This is a genomic window from Parageobacillus sp. VR-IP (genome assembly GCF_013357975.1).
Taxonomy (GTDB): Bacteria; Bacillota; Bacilli; order Bacillales; family Anoxybacillaceae; genus Saccharococcus; species Saccharococcus caldoxylosilyticus.
On record NZ_JABVYQ010000001.1, the window covers coordinates 1,009,236 to 1,028,515 of the forward strand.

Annotated in this window: 21 protein-coding genes, 3 pseudogenes and 1 riboswitch; of the genes and pseudogenes, 13 read left to right on the forward strand and 11 right to left on the reverse strand. The window is 41.7% G+C overall.

Going from position 1 to position 19,280, the window contains the following annotated elements; all coding sequences use genetic code 11:
- The first annotated feature begins 5 nt into the window (after window positions 1–5).
- From HT574_RS05215 to HT574_RS05235, 5 genes are all read left to right on the forward strand, one after another.
- Window positions 6–266, forward strand: a complete 261-nt coding sequence (locus tag HT574_RS05215) for a hypothetical protein (RefSeq protein ID WP_175243701.1) — start codon at window positions 6–8, stop codon at window positions 264–266.
- Complete coding sequence (locus HT574_RS05220; protein ID WP_175243702.1) at window positions 266–841, forward strand: N-acetylmuramoyl-L-alanine amidase family protein; 576 nt, start codon at window positions 266–268, stop codon at window positions 839–841. Before HT574_RS05215 ends, HT574_RS05220 begins: the two co-directional genes overlap by 1 nt.
- Window positions 823–999 carry an S-layer homology domain-containing protein gene (locus HT574_RS05225; RefSeq protein WP_309138273.1) on the forward strand — a complete coding sequence of 59 codons (177 nt, stop codon included), beginning with the start codon at window positions 823–825 and terminating at the stop codon, window positions 997–999. The genes HT574_RS05220 and HT574_RS05225 overlap by 19 nt, the downstream gene beginning before the upstream one ends.
- A 67-nt stretch (window positions 1,000–1,066) precedes the next feature.
- Window positions 1,067–1,285 (forward strand): hypothetical protein, encoded by a 219-nt coding sequence (locus tag HT574_RS05230; RefSeq protein ID WP_175243703.1) that lies wholly within the window; start codon window positions 1,067–1,069, stop codon window positions 1,283–1,285.
- Window positions 1,286–1,389: 104 nt separating this feature from the next.
- Complete coding sequence (locus HT574_RS05235) at window positions 1,390–2,055, forward strand: DUF3862 domain-containing protein (RefSeq protein WP_175243704.1); 666 nt, start codon at window positions 1,390–1,392, stop codon at window positions 2,053–2,055.
- A gap of 243 nt (window positions 2,056–2,298) precedes the next feature.
- Here the strand turns inward: HT574_RS05235 and HT574_RS20440 are convergent, their stop codons facing one another.
- A complete protein-coding gene (locus tag HT574_RS20440; protein WP_254698570.1) occupies window positions 2,299–2,481 on the reverse strand; it encodes a helix-turn-helix domain-containing protein in 183 nt (60 codons plus the stop codon).
- Between HT574_RS20440 and HT574_RS19800 the strand changes: the two are divergent.
- A pseudogene (locus tag HT574_RS19800) lies at window positions 2,458–2,595 on the forward strand (DUF6044 family protein); the annotation flags it as partial. The gene HT574_RS20440 and the pseudogene HT574_RS19800 overlap by 24 nt on opposite strands.
- Before the next feature lie 125 nt (window positions 2,596–2,720).
- Here HT574_RS19800 and HT574_RS05245 read toward each other — a convergent pair.
- Window positions 2,721–3,350: a DUF2238 domain-containing protein gene (locus tag HT574_RS05245; protein ID WP_175243706.1), complete on the reverse strand. Its 630-nt coding sequence runs from the start codon at window positions 3,348–3,350 to the stop codon at window positions 2,721–2,723.
- 421 nt (window positions 3,351–3,771) lie between these two features.
- Window positions 3,772–4,080 (reverse strand): annotated as a pseudogene (locus HT574_RS05250) (helix-turn-helix domain-containing protein); the annotation flags it as partial.
- A 161-nt stretch (window positions 4,081–4,241) separates the two neighbouring features.
- Between HT574_RS05250 and HT574_RS05255 the strand changes: the two are divergent.
- The gene (locus HT574_RS05255; protein ID WP_175243707.1) at window positions 4,242–4,487 is read left to right on the forward strand and encodes a hypothetical protein; all 246 of its coding nucleotides are present in this window, start codon (window positions 4,242–4,244) and stop codon (window positions 4,485–4,487) included.
- Between the two features lie 608 nt (window positions 4,488–5,095).
- Here the strand turns inward: HT574_RS05255 and HT574_RS05265 are convergent.
- The gene (locus HT574_RS05265) at window positions 5,096–6,187 is read right to left on the reverse strand and encodes a class II aldolase/adducin family protein (RefSeq protein ID WP_175243708.1); all 1,092 of its coding nucleotides are present in this window, start codon (window positions 6,185–6,187) and stop codon (window positions 5,096–5,098) included.
- 42 nt (window positions 6,188–6,229) lie between these two features.
- Window positions 6,230–7,456, reverse strand: a complete 1,227-nt coding sequence (locus tag HT574_RS05270; protein WP_175243709.1) for a zinc-dependent alcohol dehydrogenase — start codon at window positions 7,454–7,456, stop codon at window positions 6,230–6,232.
- Between the two features lie 140 nt (window positions 7,457–7,596).
- Here HT574_RS05270 and HT574_RS05275 point away from each other — a divergent pair, with 140 nt between their 5' ends.
- From HT574_RS05275 to HT574_RS05290, 4 genes are all read left to right on the forward strand, one after another.
- Complete coding sequence (locus HT574_RS05275) at window positions 7,597–8,166, forward strand: lysophospholipid acyltransferase family protein (RefSeq protein ID WP_254698571.1); 570 nt, start codon at window positions 7,597–7,599, stop codon at window positions 8,164–8,166.
- 399 nt (window positions 8,167–8,565) lie between these two features.
- Window positions 8,566–9,270 carry a DUF421 domain-containing protein gene (locus tag HT574_RS05280; protein ID WP_175243711.1) on the forward strand — a complete coding sequence of 235 codons (705 nt, stop codon included), beginning with the start codon at window positions 8,566–8,568 and terminating at the stop codon, window positions 9,268–9,270.
- A 440-nt stretch (window positions 9,271–9,710) separates the two neighbouring features.
- Window positions 9,711–10,595 (forward strand): diacylglycerol/lipid kinase family protein, encoded by an 885-nt coding sequence (locus HT574_RS05285; RefSeq protein ID WP_175243712.1) that lies wholly within the window; start codon window positions 9,711–9,713, stop codon window positions 10,593–10,595.
- Between the two features lie 351 nt (window positions 10,596–10,946).
- Window positions 10,947–11,336 (forward strand): GrpB family protein, encoded by a 390-nt coding sequence (locus tag HT574_RS05290; protein ID WP_256410204.1) that lies wholly within the window; start codon window positions 10,947–10,949, stop codon window positions 11,334–11,336.
- Window positions 11,337–11,527: 191 nt separating this feature from the next.
- On the opposite strand, the gene HT574_RS05295 is transcribed toward HT574_RS05290, so the two are convergent.
- From HT574_RS05295 to HT574_RS05315, 5 genes and pseudogenes are all read right to left on the reverse strand, one after another.
- Window positions 11,528–11,680 carry a hypothetical protein gene (locus HT574_RS05295; RefSeq protein WP_175243713.1) on the reverse strand — a complete coding sequence of 51 codons (153 nt, stop codon included), beginning with the start codon at window positions 11,678–11,680 and terminating at the stop codon, window positions 11,528–11,530.
- A 64-nt stretch (window positions 11,681–11,744) separates the two neighbouring features.
- Window positions 11,745–12,926 (reverse strand): MFS transporter, encoded by a 1,182-nt coding sequence (locus tag HT574_RS05300; protein ID WP_175243714.1) that lies wholly within the window; start codon window positions 12,924–12,926, stop codon window positions 11,745–11,747.
- Window positions 12,927–13,059: 133 nt separating this feature from the next.
- Window positions 13,060–13,899, reverse strand: coding sequence for a MetQ/NlpA family ABC transporter substrate-binding protein (locus HT574_RS05305; protein WP_175243715.1), 840 nt, complete (start codon window positions 13,897–13,899; stop codon window positions 13,060–13,062).
- A gap of 37 nt (window positions 13,900–13,936) precedes the next feature.
- Complete coding sequence (locus HT574_RS05310; RefSeq protein ID WP_175243716.1) at window positions 13,937–14,602, reverse strand: methionine ABC transporter permease; 666 nt, start codon at window positions 14,600–14,602, stop codon at window positions 13,937–13,939.
- Window positions 14,592–15,604, reverse strand: a pseudogene (locus HT574_RS05315) (methionine ABC transporter ATP-binding protein). Before HT574_RS05315 ends, HT574_RS05310 begins: the two are co-directional and overlap by 11 nt.
- 150 nt (window positions 15,605–15,754) lie before the next feature.
- A riboswitch (SAM riboswitch) is annotated at window positions 15,755–15,862 on the reverse strand.
- Between the two features lie 201 nt (window positions 15,863–16,063).
- On the opposite strand from HT574_RS05315, the gene HT574_RS05320 reads away from it, so the two are divergent.
- Complete coding sequence (locus tag HT574_RS05320; RefSeq protein ID WP_175243717.1) at window positions 16,064–17,605, forward strand: NAD(P)H-hydrate dehydratase; 1,542 nt, start codon at window positions 16,064–16,066, stop codon at window positions 17,603–17,605.
- A gap of 42 nt (window positions 17,606–17,647) precedes the next feature.
- On the forward strand, window positions 17,648–17,884 hold the full coding sequence (locus HT574_RS05325; RefSeq protein WP_175243718.1) for a hypothetical protein: 237 nt from the start codon (window positions 17,648–17,650) through the stop codon (window positions 17,882–17,884).
- Between the two features lies 1 nt (window position 17,885).
- Here the strand turns inward: HT574_RS05325 and pdxR are convergent, their stop codons facing one another.
- Window positions 17,886–19,280, reverse strand: coding sequence for a MocR-like pyridoxine biosynthesis transcription factor PdxR (pdxR, locus tag HT574_RS05330; protein ID WP_175243719.1), 1,395 nt, complete (start codon window positions 19,278–19,280; stop codon window positions 17,886–17,888).

Sequence of the window (19,280 nt, forward strand, 5' to 3'; positions counted from 1 at the left end):
GGTAAATGGAAGCGATTCTTTCAATTGAATTCACGGCATATGTAGCGTTAGCAGTTTTGCTTTATGCGATTCGTGGGGCAACAAACATTCCTAATCGTTATATCCCGATTGTTGCTGTGGTATTAGGCGTTGCTTTCTCTATCTTTGAGAAGAACGCTTTTTCTTTTGATGTGTTAGTGAATGGTTTAAAATATGCGCTTTATGGCGTTGGTTCAGTAGCGACGGCCAAATATGCTTTGGAAAAAGCAGAAGGAGAGGATAAATAATGGTGCGTATCGTTCTTGATGCCGGACACGGCGGACAAGATAGCGGAGCAGTCGGTAACGGCTTGAGGGAGAAAGACCTTACACTTAAGATTGTTAAACAAATTGGCTGTATGTTAGATGATTATGAAGGTGTAGAAGTGCATTACACCCGTACCGATGACCGATTCATAGAATTATGCGGACGTGCGGAGATCGCGAACAAATTGAAAGCGGATTTCTTTATTTCCGTCCATATCAACGCCGGTGGCGGCACGGGATTCGAGTCGTACATTTACAACGGCTATGTTAGCTCGGCAACAATCGCATATCAAAATGTGATTCACGCCGAGATCGTGAAAGCAATAGGCAATGTCAAAGATCGTGGCAAAAAACGTGCAGACTATGCCGTGCTGCGTGAAACGCATATGCCGGCCATCTTGACCGAGAACTTATTCATTGACAACGCCAACGACGCGGCAAAACTCAAATCGGACCAATTCTTACAACAAATCGCCTACGGTCACATCATCGGTCTTGGGAAGGCGTTCGGACTCAAGAAAAAAGGGGAAAAGCTACCGTGCAAAAAGTTTCTGTGAAAGATGATGTTGCTGGACATTGGGCAGAACAAAGCATTAGAAAAGCGATGAAAGCAGGAATCATCAAAGGTCATAGTGATGGTCGATTCGGTCCAGATGAACCAGTTACAAGAGCACAATTGGCCGTAATTTTAGATAGGCTTGGATTATTGAAATAATTGCTTCCCTACCAAACGGCAGAGCTTTTTTTGTTTTTGTTGAAATATTCATTACGGAGGTGATTTCATGTTTGAAATCGTTGGCCGACTACGTTGTCCCATTTGTTCGGAGCCAGTTCAGCCGGACGAAAAAGTATTCCTCGACATCATCAACACCGTCATCCACCAGAAATGCTACTACAAGTCCCCGAAGAGTAAACTCCCGATCAAAGATGAAGGTTTATTCCAGAAAATGCTCCTGAAATATCCATTTTTCCATGAGGACGATGAAGATGATTCCATGTGAAAATTGCGTCAATATGTGGTAATTTTTGACATAATTCGACAATATTTTTGTGTCAAGTGTGATATGGTGTAAACGTAATAGTACAAAAAGGGGGAATACAAAGTATGAGCGAAAAGAAAAAGAAACCATTCTACAAAAAATGGTGGTTTTGGGTCATAGCCATCATCATTGTTGCCGCTGCGGCAAGTGATGGCGGTGGAGGAAGTGACGATCAAGCGAAAAAGAGTGATGAAAAGGAAGCGACAGAAACCGCATCGACTCCTAAAGAAGAACCTAAACAGGAAGAGAAAAAAGGCGTAGTAACGAAAGAAAAATTCGAGCAAATTAAAGACGGTATGACATATGAAGAAGTCGTTAAGATTATCGGTGCAGAAGGTAATCTCGTTTCCGAATCAGGCGAAAAAGGAACTCCATACCATACAGCTATTTACGAATTCGAAGGCGACGGTAGCTTCGGAGCTAATGCTAACTTTACTTTCCAAGACGGTAAGTTAATAAGCAAAGCACAGTTCGGTATCGAAGATGAAGCGGCTTCTAAAGTGACGATCACTAAAGAGGAATTCGATAAAATCCAGAACGGCATGACATATGAGCAAGTAAAACAAATTGTTGGTGGGGAAGGTCAGAAAATTTCCGAAACCGGAAAACCTGGTGCAGCTGACCATACAGTTATGTATGAATATAATGGAGAAGGAGATATTGGTGCTAACGCCTCTTTAATGTTCCAAGGAGGAAAATTGATTAATAAATCTCAATTCGGATTAAAATAAAGCACATACAGCCTACTCGCTTTGAGTAGGCTCTTTTTTGTTCATCGTAAAAAAGAAGGCGGAGTAAGACTCCGGCCTTCTGAAGAAGTTTTGTCTAACGAATTATTTCCCGAGATTTTATTTTACCCACCTTTTACCCACATAAAACTCATCTAACATGGCATATTTTGATTTTTAGTTTTTAAAGAATGCTGATATATCAATGTTTTTTAGCTGTCTTGATTTGATATTTCTATATTGTTCTTAGCAGATCATTTCTTGTTCTTCTTCTGGAGATAGATAAGTTTTTCTTCCGGGAACATAGCGAAGTTGTCGCAACGCCTCCATCCCGCCTTGGTTAAGTCGTTGAACATAAATCGAAACGGTTTTCCGATGGCGATTCAAAAGTTGGGCCGTTTCGAAAGGAATTTTTTCGCCGAAAAACAATTTCAGGAGATAAAAGAATATATAGGATTGCCTGAGGAAGATTACTGTGTTGTAAGCATTGACATCCATCCTGCGATCGCTCAATATAACGGTTTCTACACTCTCGATACATATTTTATTTGTACAAAACAAGGTAAACTTAGGAGAACTCCTTTGTCTTTACATAGGTTTTGTTTTATTTAGACGACTCCCCGTTATTTTCACCTAAACGATTAAAATAAGGGGGAGTCCCATCTTTTTTATTCTTTTATTACTTCTTTTTTTAACAGCCTGTTATGTAGTTTAGAAAAGATGAGTAATGCAACAATCGAACCGATCAAGCTACATAACATATCCCATTGTGTATCCCAAATATCGCCTTGGATTCCTAAAAAGTTTTTAGCCGCTTCTCCTCCATTGGATATTTTAGAAACTAGCCATTCAATAATTTCGTATAAAGCCGCGATGGCCAGCGACATGCTTAGGACAATGGTAACTAACCAAGGACCTTTTGTTAATGGAGTTTTTCGCAATAAAATTTCTCTCAACACAATTGCAAATAAGCCTTTAAGCAAATGCCCAAATCGGTCGTAATGATTTCGCTTTAAGTCATAAGCGTCTTTGATCCAATTAAAAAGCGGGACTTTGGAATAGATATAATGCCCACCGACAAACATAATAATGGCTAGAATAGTAATAATGACATAAGAGAGAGTAGTAAAGCGGAATTTATTGTATGCTGCGATGACGATGATCAAGCCAACAACGGCAGGACTAACCTCCAACAGCCATGACAGGTAACTTGCTGGCTTGATCGCTGACCAAATAAAAACGGCAGTAACCACCAATAGTAAAAATAGATGAATTTTTCTACTTCCACCGTTTCTCACGTTATTCACTCCTTTAGGGAGATGTTTTACTTACAGTATTTCACAAACAACCATTTTCATACCGTGTTATGGTTACGCGAAGAATGAACGACTTTGGCTTGTACAAATTGATTTAGTTAAACAAGCAAAAATATAAGCGGGATACAATTTGAATGACAAATCATCGAGAAGCAACAGGAAAGGTGGATATTAATTAAATTTGCCTAATGTAATTATTATAATTTTGGAGCAATTTCCAAATTATTGGAATGCACTTCGAAACGAACTATCAAATCAGATATTCAACCTATCACTGGTGACAAGTATGATGTTTTAATTAACATCATCTTTAAAGAGCCTATAGGTTCTTTTCAGTTTGTCGATTTTGTCGACAAGCTATAACCCTGCCATTTGGCAGGGATTTTTGTTCCCACCAGGCATGCTAGCTTTTTTCTTTTTCTTCCTGTATCGCTTTCGGGGGCCGATATCGAACAACTAATTCTAATATATCTCGCAGAGATTTTAATTCCTCGTCCGTTAGTGGCACTCCATCCCAGTGAAGATCCTTTTCCTTTAATAACTCTTTTGCGTTTCGAGTTGGTTCCTTTGGATACGGATTGTCAGTTAGTCCGATCAAATAATCAGCGCTAGTTTTTAGAACTTCGGCTAATTTTACTAATATCTCTATTGGTGGTTGTCGATAGTTACTTTCGTATCCTAAATAAGTACTTCTGGTAACACCTACTCTATCAGCTACCTCTTGGTACGGACGAGGTCAGGCGAAAAATAAAAAAGGCGGCTCGTTACGTTACGGGTCGCTTTCGTGTTTTCGAAAATTTTTTGGGTTTTCGGACGCGCATGCATTTTTCGGGGATAACTCGAAAAGATATTAATAAAAGGAGGTTTGATTTTATGAATAATGGGCAGAAAGATGTAGATAAATACATAGAGGAACTCAAGGAAAAGGACGGAAACAATTCAAATGACACCGAAGTGATCGAAAATATTAAAGGATTAGTGGAGCTATACGAAAAACGAATACTTGATGAGATTGATTTATGTAAGAGTGTTCGAGAAATAGTGAATAGTATTGTCGTGTTGGAAAATGAAGTGCTATTCGATAGCCGTATGTTCAAGTCGATGGGTGACATCGATTAGCAAAGTGAGGTCTAATCAACCTCACTTTTTTCATGCACGATTTCAAATAATTCGCTTGCGTCATCTATTTCCAGTGCGTCGGCAATACGTTCGATCGCTTCTTTCGCATAGCGTTTCATTAAATCGTTACATAGCTCGCTAATTGCTCTCGCTCCGACACACCGAACATTTCGTGTAGTTGTTTTTGCTCGATGCCTCTTTCTTTCAGTATTTCACGTAATTTAAACCTTATGTTTCACTGGAACGAAAAGAAAAGCTGGAGGCTTGGTGCAGAGAGTATGGTGCTAAATATAAGGTGCTATGCAAGTAAGTGGGTAAAAAAGAAGGCGGAGTAAGACTCCGACCTTCTTATGTACTGTCCTATTATAATTACAGATCAAGACTTTAATGAGAAATGTACAGGGCGAAAGTTACGGGGATTTGCCGAAGCTTATGAAGCTCTCCAACGAATGTTTGAAGAACGTTACAATTAACAAAAACATGTAAACAAACAAAATAAGAGAGGACAAATCCTCCCATCTATCCAAATTTATTTAAGAGATACCCTATCTATCTTAATCATTACACAATTCTTAACGGTATCAAAAATCTTTATACATGTAAATATGTTAAGACATCGGCACTTGAGGAATAATTTTACCTTCGATACGTTCAAAGATGTCATCTAAATCCGTACCAGTTATGGTTAAGCCATGGTTTTTAAGACCAATAATAGCTCTAGAAGGCTCCTCCGAATTTCTGACAAGTTCAGCCACTGTTTTTGCAAGTTCAATCGTTCCACATGGATAATTAATCTCTGTAGCCTTTATGCCGTCCATCCAAGCATGAACATGTATAATCGCTCCTACCTCCGGGTGTTCTTTATAAATCATCCAGTGTTCAATCGCATCAACAGATGCCCTTCTTGGTGTTATATTCGGGGGAACGCTTACTTTCATGGCATTTTTATCAGGATCATACCCCCTTATTAACAGAAAATCTTCGCCAACCGTTTTCATATCTGCTTTGTTAATTCCGCTTGCACTCATCCAAAAGCTTTCACTATCCCGTCTGGCGCTGAGGTTTCCATAGCTTAGTCCTCCTATTCCGTAAAGTTTTTTTAGATGACGCATATCCCGAGGTGTAAGATATTCCTCCAATGGAAATGGAGCAGGGAGCAAATTCATACGGTCCAGCCTTTTTCCAGATTCGCTTAGTAATTTCGTAATCTCATCGCCGTTCCACAATTCTTCTGGAAGATCATCATAAAAATCATTGTCAATCACTAACTGCGAAGCTGCAAGCGGTTCCAATCTTTCATAAATACGTTTGAAAAATGTTTCTTCTTCTTCTTCCCGATACGTCAATTTGTAAAACCCTTGTTCAGGTGTAAGAAAGTAAATATCCGTTGTTTCATCATCATTATGTAAGATATACATTAAATGATTGGCTAAAGACCTGATTAAATATGGATAGGCTGATTTATGAATGTTTTGGGATTTTTCTGATGCTTCCATCACAGAAACGACAAACGTTGCTTGAGCCTTCCTCCGGTAAGGCCGCGGTTTTTCAGGATCAATAAAATGAAACACAAGTTTAATATTTTCTTCAGGAACGTAATAAAACGTATAACCTCTTGATAAAAACTCCCCTTTTATTCCTTCTGCAAGCCAATTTAAAAAAGGAGTTTGCTTGTTTCCACTAATGGTGAAAGTTCTCACGCTGTTTCCCTCCAAACTAGTGTTTTCGTATTAAAAAATGATTTAAGGTTCGAATACAACCTTCATGGTTGAACCTTTTCCTTTGTTAATCAACGTTTGTAAGGCATCACGATAATTTTCCAGAGGAAAACGATGTGTTACCAATAGGGATAAATCCACCTTTTCATTGCGCATTAATTCAATTGCAATTTGTAACGTTCGCATCTTCTTTCCTTGATATTCTTCCGTACTGTATGCAAAGCTTCCTTTAACATCTAACTCATTAAGCCAAACGGTCGTCCAGTCGACACCGTCCATGATCCCTGCTAATCCCAATAGAACGACTTTTCCTCCATTTTTAGCAAAACGGAGTGCATCGTTTATGCTTTGCTTATTACCAACGCATTCAAAAATAAGATCGGCTCCACCTTGTACAACTGGATCACCAAAGATCGGCTCTAACACGCTTGCATGAAGAGATTTGGCCGTTTGGTAAATATAATTTTTATTTTTTGTAAAATAAATGATTTCATCTGCACCATAGCGGGAAGCAAGCTGTGCTTGAAAGTCATGTTTTGCCAAAACCACAATTCGGCAGGGAAATTCAAGTGCTCTAATCGCAGCGACAACACAAATCCCTATTGTACCGGCTCCAATGACAAATACCGTATCATCCTTTTTCGGAGGATTTCGCAAAACAGCATGCAGGGCACAGCTAAAAGGCTCTACTAACACACCGTTTAAATCATTTACATTATCAGGAAGTTTTAATACTTGACTTTTATGTGCAACAAGATAAGATCCCCAGCTTCCGCCGGTGTCACGGCAGGTGCCTATTAACAACCCTGGTGAAATTCCCCCTTCGGCCATAAAATGACAAAGGTTATAATCACCCCGCCGGCAATTAGGACAAGGGTCTGCAATTCCTCTTGTTATACATGATAATATTGGGTCAATGACTACCCGGTCTCCCACATTTATGTTTTCCACCTTTGAACCAACTTCTTCAATCGTTCCTACCACTTCATGTCCAATCGTAAATGGAAAAGACGCAAACGGAGAAGTGGTTGGACTATCCTTTAAAAGGATGAGATTTAAGTCACTTCCACAGATTCCTCCGTACTTTACCTTTACTTTTACCCATTCATCGTTTGGAAGTTTGGGAACTTCTACACGGCGTAATCGAACGCAGGATAATCTGGAGTTCCAATAAAAAGATTTTGAAACTTTGCCCATTATTTTACTTAAGACATACCGAGGCACACTGTATTCAAATTGAATGGAATTCATTTTTACATCACCCCCCTGGTATAGAATATTTTGGTTAACAAGTATAATTTGTCCTCTAGAGTAGGAAATATACATAATAGCTAATTTAAACAACGTTTTTCTTATAAGGTAATGGGGGAAGAAGTATGTTCTATACAAGCATGAAATGGATTTCAAAAATAATCTTATGTTTCATTTTCCGAATTGAAGTAATTGGCATAAAAAATTTTCCTAAAACTGGTTCAGTCATTGTGGCAGCAAACCATACAAGCAATTATGACCCCATTATTCTTTCCAGTATCTTTAACCGAAAAATTCATTTTTTGGCGAAAAAGGAACTGTTTCAGCGATGTATTACCAATTGGTTTTTTCAAAAACTTCATGCTATTCCTGTTGACCGGCAAAGCGGAATTGTCATTCGTCCTGTCCGCCGTGCCTTAAAGGTGATTGAAAACGGGGAAGTGCTTGGAATTTTCCCTGAAGGTAAAAGATGTAAAAATGGGGAAAGTGTCAAACCGAAAAAAGGGGTAGCTTTTTTAGGGTTAAAAACAGGGGCACCTGTTCTTCCGGTTGCGATTATTTATCTGGATACGAAAAAGTGGATTCGAAAGCCAGTAAAAGTTGTTATTGGGCCAATGATGTATTTAAACGAACTTAAAAGTTTAGATTATACCGTACTTGCAGAGGCTGTTATGAATCACTCAAGAGAACTTAGAGAAATACATGCGTAAGTTGACATTATGATGGTGTTGCAACAACCAAAAAAGGGTTAATCTCCCATACGTGCTACCTGTAAAGGGTGCGACAATCTGTGATGCACCGTGATCGCTGGAATCAGACTAACGGTTGGGCTCTAAGGCACCATAGTATATCGACCTTCTTCGCCAGCCATAGAATCAGTATAGGCAGTATAATCCATTTTCATAATCTGTAGTGCAGCTTCGCTGCATGGTTGGCTAACGGAGCAGGCAGTTGAAGAAGCTTCTTATAATGTTGGACTTCTGATTTTTGCTGCTTATGGATTATCATTCAGCTTAATTGTAATGGTTCTTCACCTATGTAGTTTCATTCTCATAATCATGGATTTACAGAAATAATAACTATAAATCAAAACGGAGGACGTGATTTAGATGGACTTTTTTAATGGCCAGGAATCACTTACTGCAATTCAATGGGTCTTAAGGGCAATTGTTTCTTTTTTCTTTTTACTCTTTGCCACTAAAATAATGGGGCAACGATCCATTTCTCAGCTAAGACTGCTTGATTTTATAATGGCTTTATTACTTGGAAACATTATTGCCCATCCTCTATCTGACGAACAATTAGGACTAAAGGGATCTATGATAACGATGACTGTATTGGTTATTTTATATACCGTTGGTGTATTTTTGAGTCTGAAATGGTACAAATTTAGAAGTTGGCTTGAGCCTTCTCCCTTTCCCATTATAAAAAATGGGCAAATCATGTATAAAAACTTAGCCAAAGCAAGAATATCCATTGATTTCCTATTATCAGAATTAAGAAAAGAAAAAATCGAAGATGTTCAAAAAGTTTCTCTTGCATTGTGGGAGCCAGATGGTACCATTTCGTTTTTTTTAAATCCCCAGCATCAAGCGCTAACCCGAGCGGATATGCAATTGGTGACAAAACCATTTGCTTTTCCCAGAACGATTATTAAAGAAGGGAAGATTGATTTTAATGAATTAAATCAAATCGGTAAAGACGAAATATGGCTGAAAAACAAAATCAAAACAACATACAATGTGGAGGTAAACGACATTTTGTTAGCAACTATTGATGATAACGATAACATCAAAATCTTTTTGTACAAATAAACTGGAATGACTGTAAAGCGTATTCTATGTCTCTTTATTTATAAAATTTAGGAAATTTTAACTTTAACAATACAGTTGATGGTGTTGCAAAACTAGAGTAAAAGGATGTTTTTTCTCTTGTCACTCACTACACTACACCATTTCTTCATCAAAAATTTTTTCAAAGGATATGCCAGTAAACTTAGGCGGAGAAAAAAGTAAAATCATTCCTTTGTATTTTCAAGTGATTCCCGATCATATTTGTCCTGTTAGATAACATAAATAGGGCTGTTTGAATATTTTCCTTATCAAGAGGGAAAAATTGTGATTAAAATAGAAGGTAAAATTTACAAAAATAAACCCTAGTTATGGGATGATCTTTTTAACCATGCACAATAAACCGACTTTCGCATATCGTGCAAAACTTTCACCATCTCTAATAAAAAGGAAAGATCTATAGTATGTATTATTTTATCGTCAATAAAATCTCGGGTAACGGAAAAGGACTAAAAGTTTGGAAAAAGGTTGAGAAGTTGCTGCAAGAGAAACAGGTAAATTATCAAGTGCGTTTTACCGAACGTCCAAAACATGCAGTAGAAATCGCTAGGGAGTTGTCTTCTGAAAAATGTTATGCTGTTGTTGCCGTAGGCGGGGACGGTACAGTCCATGATGTTGCTAACGGATTAATCGATTCGAATATACCTTTGGGTGTTATTCCTGCAGGATCGGGAAATGATTTTGCAAGGGCTCTTGATATACCAATGGACTATAAAAAGGCGTTAGAACGTATTTTAATGGGAAAGCAAAGAAAAATTGATGTTGGAAGAATTGGTAAAGAATACTACATCACTGTAACGGGGATTGGTTTTGACGGTAAAGTTGCCGAGGTAAATAATGCCTCTAAATATAAGAGATGGTTGAATTTCATTAGATTAGGTGATCTTTCGTATGGGCTTAGTTTCTTGCATGTTTTATTCAAATATCGTCCTGTCAACATTCAATTAAAGGTTGATGGGAAGAACCTAGCTTTTTTTAATGTATGGTTAATTGCCATTGCCAATATCCCAAATTACGGCGGAGGCATTAAAATATGTCCGGATGCTTGTTATAATGATGGCCTTTTCGACATTTGCATCGTACACAGCATAACAAAATGGGATCTGTTACGCACTTTTCCAAAGGCGTATAAAGGCAAACACGTTTTTCATTCTGGTGTAACCATGATAAAAGGAAAACAAGTAGAAGTTATCTCTGAATGGCCGGTTATTGTACAGGGCGATGGCGAGATTCTCACTAAAACTCCGGTGAATGTGACAATTCAGAGGGATGCATTGCTTATCATTTAAATAGGGGACGACAACCGTAAAAGATTTTTGATCTACTTATAGTGAGAACACCACCGAAGTTGGCACTAGGTGCAAAGTATATTTCATTTTTTGATTGATATTTCTGTTTAGGGGTTCCTTCAGCATAAAAAATAGTATATGAGCATACATGAATTTACTTATTTCATCTACACTTAAAACACTTTGAAGTATTGCTGAAATCTTTTCCGAATGAAAGCGATAAAAAAGAAGCCGGAGTAAGACTCCGGCTTCTTGACCACGTGACCACATTTTGACCACATTTTTAATAGCAATCGATGATTTTTGTTGGATTTTATAGATTGGATAAGCTTCGAATTTGGCTTAAAATCAATGATTAATAAACATAAGAAGATCACTGATATCATGATAGAAGTCCATGATATTGACCATGTCGATAGTTATAACGATGCGATGGCAGTGCTTGGCTATCAGGCGATGGGGGAAAACGGCATTCCGAAGCGCCGCTTTTTCCAAAAAGGCGGGGATGAGCGCACCCACCATGTCCATGTGTTTCCGACGGGAAGCAAGCATATTGCGAGACATATAGCATTTAAGGAATATATGATCACCCATCCCGAGGAGTCTAGGGCATACAGCCGCCTGAAAGAAACGCTTGCCAAACAGTTTCCTGACGATATCGAAGCATATATAAAAGGGAAAGACGAATTTGTAAGAGAAATCGAGAAGAAAGCGTTAGTCTGGTACAAACAGAACCAATAAAACTGGAACTTCTGCCTAGCGACTTGGCATTACAGAGAAAGTTTTTGCATCAAAGATATAAATAAAAGACTATCTGCCGAGTGTTTTATATTTATTAGTCTTCAATAATGTTAGACGGTAAATTGTAGATTGTATGTGTGTCTTTTTCGTTCATAATTGATCCACTATCTGAACGTAACCATAAGTAATAATTAGCAGTTGTTAATATTAAGAAGAAAATCTGGTTTTACTATATCGACAATACCATTTACCTTTTTTGCTTTCTGAATAGCATCAACAAATGTTTGAAGTTCTGCTGCGTTTTCTTGTCTATAAGAAATGTGAGGCTCTTTAACATCATTCATATCCTCACCGATTTTCGATAACTTACCACAGCTTTTCCATCTAATATTGCGGGAACCGTGGAAACTACTCAAGCCGCTTATGAGCATAGCTGATCAGCGGATAGCTTAATAGCAATAAAGTCACGATAAATGCGATGACGCCAAGCCAATGAAAGTGGGTCCAAAAATAGCCACCGGCTGTGCCGGCAAGGCTGGAACCTAAATAATAGAATAAGAGGTAAAGAGAAGACGCTTGCGCTTTATTCATCTTTGTACGTTCGCCAATCCAGGCGCTTGCGATGGAATGGCAGCCGAAAAAGCCAAAGGTAAATAATGAAAGCCCGATGATTTTGACAACGACAGATGGAACGAGCGTAACCCCCGCACCAAGCACGGTCAATGACACGGAAATGCTTAATACCAGCGCATGACCGTGTAAATCGGCTTTTTTTCCCATATAAACCGAGCTAAAGCTGCCGAATATGTATACGATAAAAAGGAACCCGAGAACGGACTGGCTGAATGAATACGGCGGTTCGCTTAATAAAAAGCCGATATAGTTATACAGCGTCACAAATCCGCCCATAAATAAAAAGCCAAGCACAATGAGAGCCATTAACGATTTGTTTCGTAAATGAACAGCATACGCCCGCAGCACGGTTTTGCCATTGAGCGGTTTTTTCATCGAATGGCGCGGCGCCGGAAGAGTAAGTGCAAAAATCATGCTTAATAGAAGGGAAATGGCCCCAATGACAAATAACGCTGTCCGCCACGAAAACAAGTCGGTTAACAGGCCTGTTAAAATCCGTCCAGCCATGCCGCCGATGCTCGTTCCGCTAATATAGAGGCCCATTACTTTTCCGATTCCGGCCGGATGAAATTCCTCGGCGACGTAGGCCATCGCCAGGGACGGGATGCCCGCGGCTGTCATGCCAAGGAACGTGCGTGCAAGGACAAGGGAAATAAAGTTCGGGCTAAACGCCATGGCCATCGCCAATATCGATGTCAGCAGCATAGACATCATCATCACATTCTTTTTGCCGATGCGGTCGGATAAACTAGCCGCTATGAGCATCATTACCGCTAACGTTCCGGTAGACACGGACACCGTTAAACTGGCGGACGCGGCGGAAACGTGAAATTCTTTCGCGAAAATTGGCAACAGCGGCTGTGTCGTGTATAAAATCGCAAAGGTGACAAACCCGCCGAAAAATAGCGCCAAGCTTGCTTTTATGTATTCGGTGCTGCCTTTTTCGATGTACGTCAATGTTTCTCGCCTCTTTTATTTCGTTTATGGTTATATTCTTACTATAACTCTTTTAGACGGAAGACGTCCATGTCCTGAAATGCCATCGAAAATCATGAAAACAAACACGCCGCAATCAGACGGCGTGTTTGCATTATTGTTGCTGTTTTCGTTCCAGCATCCATTTTGGTTTTCCGAATCCTTTAAATTCTTTGTCAATCACTTCTTCGAACTCTTTCGATTCGACAGCTTCTTTCATATCTTTGACAAATGGTTTATTTAAATCTTTTGTGTTGACAACGATGCGGTTGCGATAGTCATCAGGCATGTTTTCTAGTGCAAGGGCATCCATTAAATTCATTTTTGCGGCTAAGGCAAAGTTGCCCGGAACAGCGGCCAAATCGACGCTTTCCACGGTACGCGGCAATTGGCCAGCTTCAATCGGCTTAAATTTAAGGTGTTTTACATTTTCTTTTATATCTTTTTCCGAAACGGTGAGCGGATTGACTGATGGATTGAGTTTAATTAATTTTTTGTCTTGTAAGATTAAAAGCGCTCTTGCCAAGTTGGTTGGATCGTTTGGAATCGCAATTTCACTTCCATCTTTAATTTCATCGAGCGATTTAAATTTCTTCGAGTAAATTCCCATTGGTGCCGTTGGAACGATAATCACTTCGGAAAGATCGAGGTGATGCTCTTTTGCGAAGTTTTCCATGTAAATTTTATGCTGGAATAAATTAGCGTCTAGATCACCGTTGGCCAGCGCCAAGTTTGGTTGAATATAGTCGCTGAATTCGACTACTTTTACTTTGTATCCTTTCTTTTCCAATATCGGTTTAATCGCTTTATTGACCATGTCGCTGTAAGGGCCGGAAGTCGCTCCGATCGTTAGCTCTTTTTTCTTTGGAGTGCCGGAAGCTGTTTCCTTGCCCGCGCATGCGGCAAGAAGCCCAATGGAAAGCAAGAAAGCGAGAAAGATCGATAGTTTTTTCATGATAAAGTCCCCCTTAGTAGTTTATATTTTAACGACCTCACCGCTTATCGACCAAGCGGGCAATGCGGTCGCCGACAAACTGAATGATTTGGACAAGACAAATTAAAATGACGATCGTTGTAATCATAACGGTATTGTCGTAGCGGTAATATCCGAAGCGAATGGCAAGGTCGCCGATGCCGCCGCCACCGACAATGCCAGCCATGGCTGAATATCCCACTAAACTAATCGTTGTAATGGTAATTCCATGCATAATGCCAGGGCGTGCCTCAGGCAGCAGCACATCTTTGATAATCATCCACGGTGTCGCCCCGACGGCAACCGCCGCTTCAATCACCCCTTTTTCGATTTCCCGCAACGATGTTTCTACAATTCTTGCAAAAAACGGAACGGCAGCGACCGACAAGGATACGGACGCGGCGGTAGGTCCGATCGTTGTTCCGGTAATCAGTTTCGTAAGCGGCAGCAGCCCGACGAGCAAGATGACAAACGGTATCGAGCGAATCATATTGACGATAAAGCCAAGGACGGATTTGACCACTGTGTTCTCCAAAAACAGACCGCGGTCGGTGACGAATAGGAGAATTCCCAGCGGCAAACCGGCAAGGACTGCGACGAAAAGGGAAATCGCCACCATATAAATCGTCTCTAAAAACGCTTTGTTCAGTTCGGGAATTAAGTCGATCAGCGCATCAAGCAGCATGTGCAATCACTTCCAATCCGTTCGTTCTTTGCGAAATGTAGTGAATGGCCCGCTTGATTTCTTCCGGTTCGCCGGTCAGCTCCATGACAAAAATTCCGAGCGGCATCTCTTGGATATACTCGATTTTTCCATGCAAAATATTGCCTTTTACTTTAAAGGATTGCAGCATATCAGAAACAATCGCTTCCTCGGCGGTCTTCCCTTTGAATTGGATCTTGACAATCGTTCCTGTCCGCTTCTGCAGCAGATGATCAGGGAGTTCAAACCGCAATACACTGTTGATAAAGGACTTCGTTAGTTCTTCTTTCGGATTTGTAAAAATGTCGTATACGGTTCCTAATTCGATGATTTTCCCGTTTTGCATGACGGCGACGCGGTCGCATATATCCTTGACCACTTCCATTTCATGCGTAATCAGCACAATCGTAATGCCAAGTTCACGGTTGATTTTTTTCAACAGCGCCAAAATCGATTTCGTTGTACTTGGGTCGAGTGCCGATGTTGCTTCGTCGCACAAGAGGACGGTCGGGTCGTTGGCAAGCGCCCGCGCGATGCCAACCCGCTGCTTTTGCCCGCCGCTTAGCTGGGAAGGATACGCGTCCCGTTTATCGGAAAGCCCGACCATTTCAAGCAATTCATTGACTCTTTTTTCAATTTCTTCTTTTGGCTTTTGTGCCGCTTTTAAGGCAAAGGCGACATTGTCAAACACTGTTTTGGAGCTGACAAGATAAAAGTGCTGAAAAATCATGCCGATTTTTAAACGGGCTTGCCGCAGCTGTTTGTTGTTCAATGTCGTTAAATCGACACCATCGATGATGACTTGGCCAGATGTTGGGCGTTCCAAAAGATTTAAGCAGCGCAGCAACGAGCTTTTGCCGGCGCCGCTATAGCCGATAATTCCAAAGATCTCCCCGTCTTGAATGGTTAAGGATACGTTGTCGACGCCGACAACTTGCTTTTTTTCGTGGAATAGATTTTTGTTACATTTTTTATTTCGATCATCACTTCTTCCCTCCCGATCTATTTGCGGAGTTTTAGTAATTCTGAAAAAATATTGTATATTAAGAAGTGTTGCTTCTTTGTTTTTCCTGGAGCTGAAAAAACAAAAACGCCCCTTTCATTCAGAAAGAGGCATCGGTATGTAAATTACCCGACTTATCTTTCAGAATGAAAGTCATTCTGCAGGAATTGGCACCGTTCCCTAAAAGGGAGGTTGCCGGACGTCATTGGGCCTGTTCCCTCGGTCACTCTTGATAAGCGGTTTGTTGTATGCAATTTTTACATTCATCATAATTCCAAGAAAGCCGGTTGTCAATATTGGTTTTGGCGATGAGGGGATAAGACAACGCTTACATCATTGTTATACCGCAAAAAAATTTTTTCGCAGGTGTTTTCCTCTTTCATGGAGAACAAATTAATGAAACGAGACAAAATACATATTTAATAGATGAGGTGAGCAGAATGCATATCGTTACAGCCGCAGAAATGTATGAAATCGACCGCGATACAATTGAACAAATCGGCATTAGCGCCGATTCCTTAATGGAAAACGCTGGGCAGTCGCTGTTTCATGTGCTGCGCGAACGCATTCCTCGTTCGGCCCAGGTAGCGGTGCTAGCGGGAACAGGGAATAACGGTGGTGACGGATTTGTCGTCGCAAGAATGTTGAAAAGCTACGGATATGATGCTGATTTATGGCTTATTCCGCCGAAAGAAAAGATAAAAGGGGCGGCGAAAACGGCGCTTGAGGTGTATGAGCGTTCCGGATATGACTGGAAACCATATGCGGGAAATGAACAAGCGTTTGCCACGCACATTTTACAATACGATGTCATTATTGACGCCTTGCTTGGCATTGGCATCAAAGGGGAGGTGCGTCCGCCGTATAAAGAGATCATTGGGCTTGTCAACCGCTCCCGCGCTATTGTCTATGCGATCGATATCCCAAGCGGAACCCAAGCGGATGGGGGAGAGGCAGAAACCGCGATTCGTGCCGATGTGACCATCACCATTCAATGTCCGAAACTTGGGGCGTACACGTTCCCGACGGCCGATTATTACGGGGAGCTTCTTGTTGTTGACATTGGCATTCCGCCGCTTGCCGTCAAGCGGAATGCCGCGCCCCGCTTTGTATGGAAAGAGGACGATGTTGTGCGGACGCTGCCAAAACGAAAACGATCGTCTCATAAAGGAACACATGGAAAATTGTTGGTTGTTGGCGGTTCTCGCGCGATGACAGGAGCGATTACGTTAACAGCCAAAGCGGCGCTGCGAAGCGGAGCGGGATTATTGACGATGGCGGTGCCGGATGACGTTTATTCCGTTGTCGCCAACCGTGTTCCGGAAGCGATGTACTATCCTTGCTCGGCGCGGGACGGGGCGTTTTCCGGCGCCATGGATGTATCGGCGCTTGATATCGATGCGATCGCCATCGGTCCGGGGCTTGGCCGTACGGATGGTGTCCGCGAACTTGTTTCCAACATCGTGCAGCAGCCAGTGCCGCTTGTTATTGACGCGGATGCGCTGTTTTTCTGGAACGAGTACGCCGCGCTGATCCATGAACGAAAAGCAGCAACGGTGGTCACCCCGCATCCCGGAGAAATGGCGCGCATGCTCAATCTATCGATCCGTGACATCGAAGGTGATCGGTTTGGCACATCGAAGCGTCTAGCGATGGAGTACGGTATCTACGTCGTGCTGAAAGGACCTTATACGATTGTGACAACACCAGACGGTTCGCAATACGTTAACACGACCGGAAATCCAGCCTTGGCGAAAGGCGGAAGCGGCGATGTGCTGACGGGTATGGTTTCCGCGTTTCTTATGCAGCATTATTCTGTACAAGAAGCCATTAGCAATGCTGTCTGGGCTCATGGAAAAACCGCCGATATGCTTGTAGAACGCGGCCATTCGCAATGGGACGTGCTCGCTGGCGATTTGATCGAAGCAATTCCGGCGGTGCTTTCGTATGTGCAGGAAAAACAAAGGGGGGATATGGGGTGAAAAATGGGAGATGGTGGTGGGACATGGTAATGATGGGAATCGGTGCTTTTTTGCTTTGGGGGGAGTGTTGACCTTGGCGAAGCATACGCCAATCATTGGCTTCGCGAAAGCGGGGGACATGCAGATGCGGATACTTATCATATTATCTTATCTGAAGAGATTCGTATGTATCGCTCGGCAGGGACAATTTTATTCGCCATTGGGATATGGTTTCTGCGTAAAGAAGCGATGCGCTTCTATACTCTAGCGCATCGCTTTTCTTTTTATCGTAGGGAGTAGCTCAAATCTCCCATACCCGTTTTAGTTCGCGAATTCCGGCGCGGATGCCCTCCTCGCTCATCCCTCCAAAGCCTAGCAAAATATAAGAAGGCGGCGTTCCAACGTTTCCAAACCAATATTTCGCTGCCGAATAGACGAAAATGCCCGCTTTTTCTGCTTTTTGCACTAGTTCGTTGGCGTTTTTGTCTTTTATTTTTACAAGAAGATGGAGTCCCGCTTTGTCACCGATGATCGTTGCTTGATCACCGAAGTATTCGCGGATCGCTTCGATGAGCGCTTGCCGTTTTTTTGCGTAGATGGTGCGCATGCGGCGGATATGGCGTTCAAAATGGCCTTCACGCATAAATCGGGCGAGCGCTTTTTGAATGACAATAGGGACGGTTTGATGATAGTTGGCACAGCGTTCATGAAACCGCGCCAGCAAACGTTGCGGCAACACCACAAAGCTTGTGCGGATGGCAGGAGTAAATACTTTCGAAAACGTGCCGACGTAAATGACGCGATCTTCCGTATCGAGCGCTTTTAACGCAGGGACTGGTTTGCTCCCGTAGCGGAATTCGCTATCGTAATCGTCTTCAATTATCAATCCGTTAGACTGTTGCGTCCATTTCAGCAGCTTTTGCCGCTTGCCGATCGGCAGCACCATCCCAAGCGGCAATTGGTGGGAGGGGGTGACATAGACAAGTTTGGCATTTGTTGCTTGCAGCTGGTCGATGTTCAGCCCATCTTCTTCTAATTCAATTGGGAGAATAGAAAAATGGTGATTTTGAAACACGGTGCGAATGACATCATAACAAGGATTTTCTAAAGCGACCGCATCGTGACGAAAATCGAACAGCTGGCATAAGACGCCAATCAGTTGTGGCGTGCCAGAGCCAATAACGATTTGCTCAGCCGAACAGCGAATACCACGTGCGTAGTACAAATAGTGTTGAATTTCCTTGCGCAAGCCGATATCTCCTTGACGATCGCCATACCATAGTAATTCACTTTGCTCCGAATCCATCGCTGCAAGAAGACATTTCCGCCATGTTTTCATTGGAAAATGGGCAAGGTCAATATGACCGTAGCGAAAGTTATAGCGAATTTGCTTGCTTTTCGGAGCCTTCACGAGTACATCTGGTTGGAAAACAAATGATTGGAGAGGCTCTTCCAGTTCTTTGACAATAAACCCTACGCGCGGTTTGCTTTCGATATATCCTTCGGCAAGAAGCTGCTGGTATGCGGCTTCGACGGTATTTTTGCTGATGGCTAAATGTTGGGAAAGCGCGCGAATCGATGGAAGTTTGCTTCCTTTTTGGAGATGACCGTTTGCAATTTCCTCTTTTATATACGTATACACCTGCATGTAAAGCGGTGTACGGTTTGTTGGATCGAGAATGGGCTGCAATTCCAC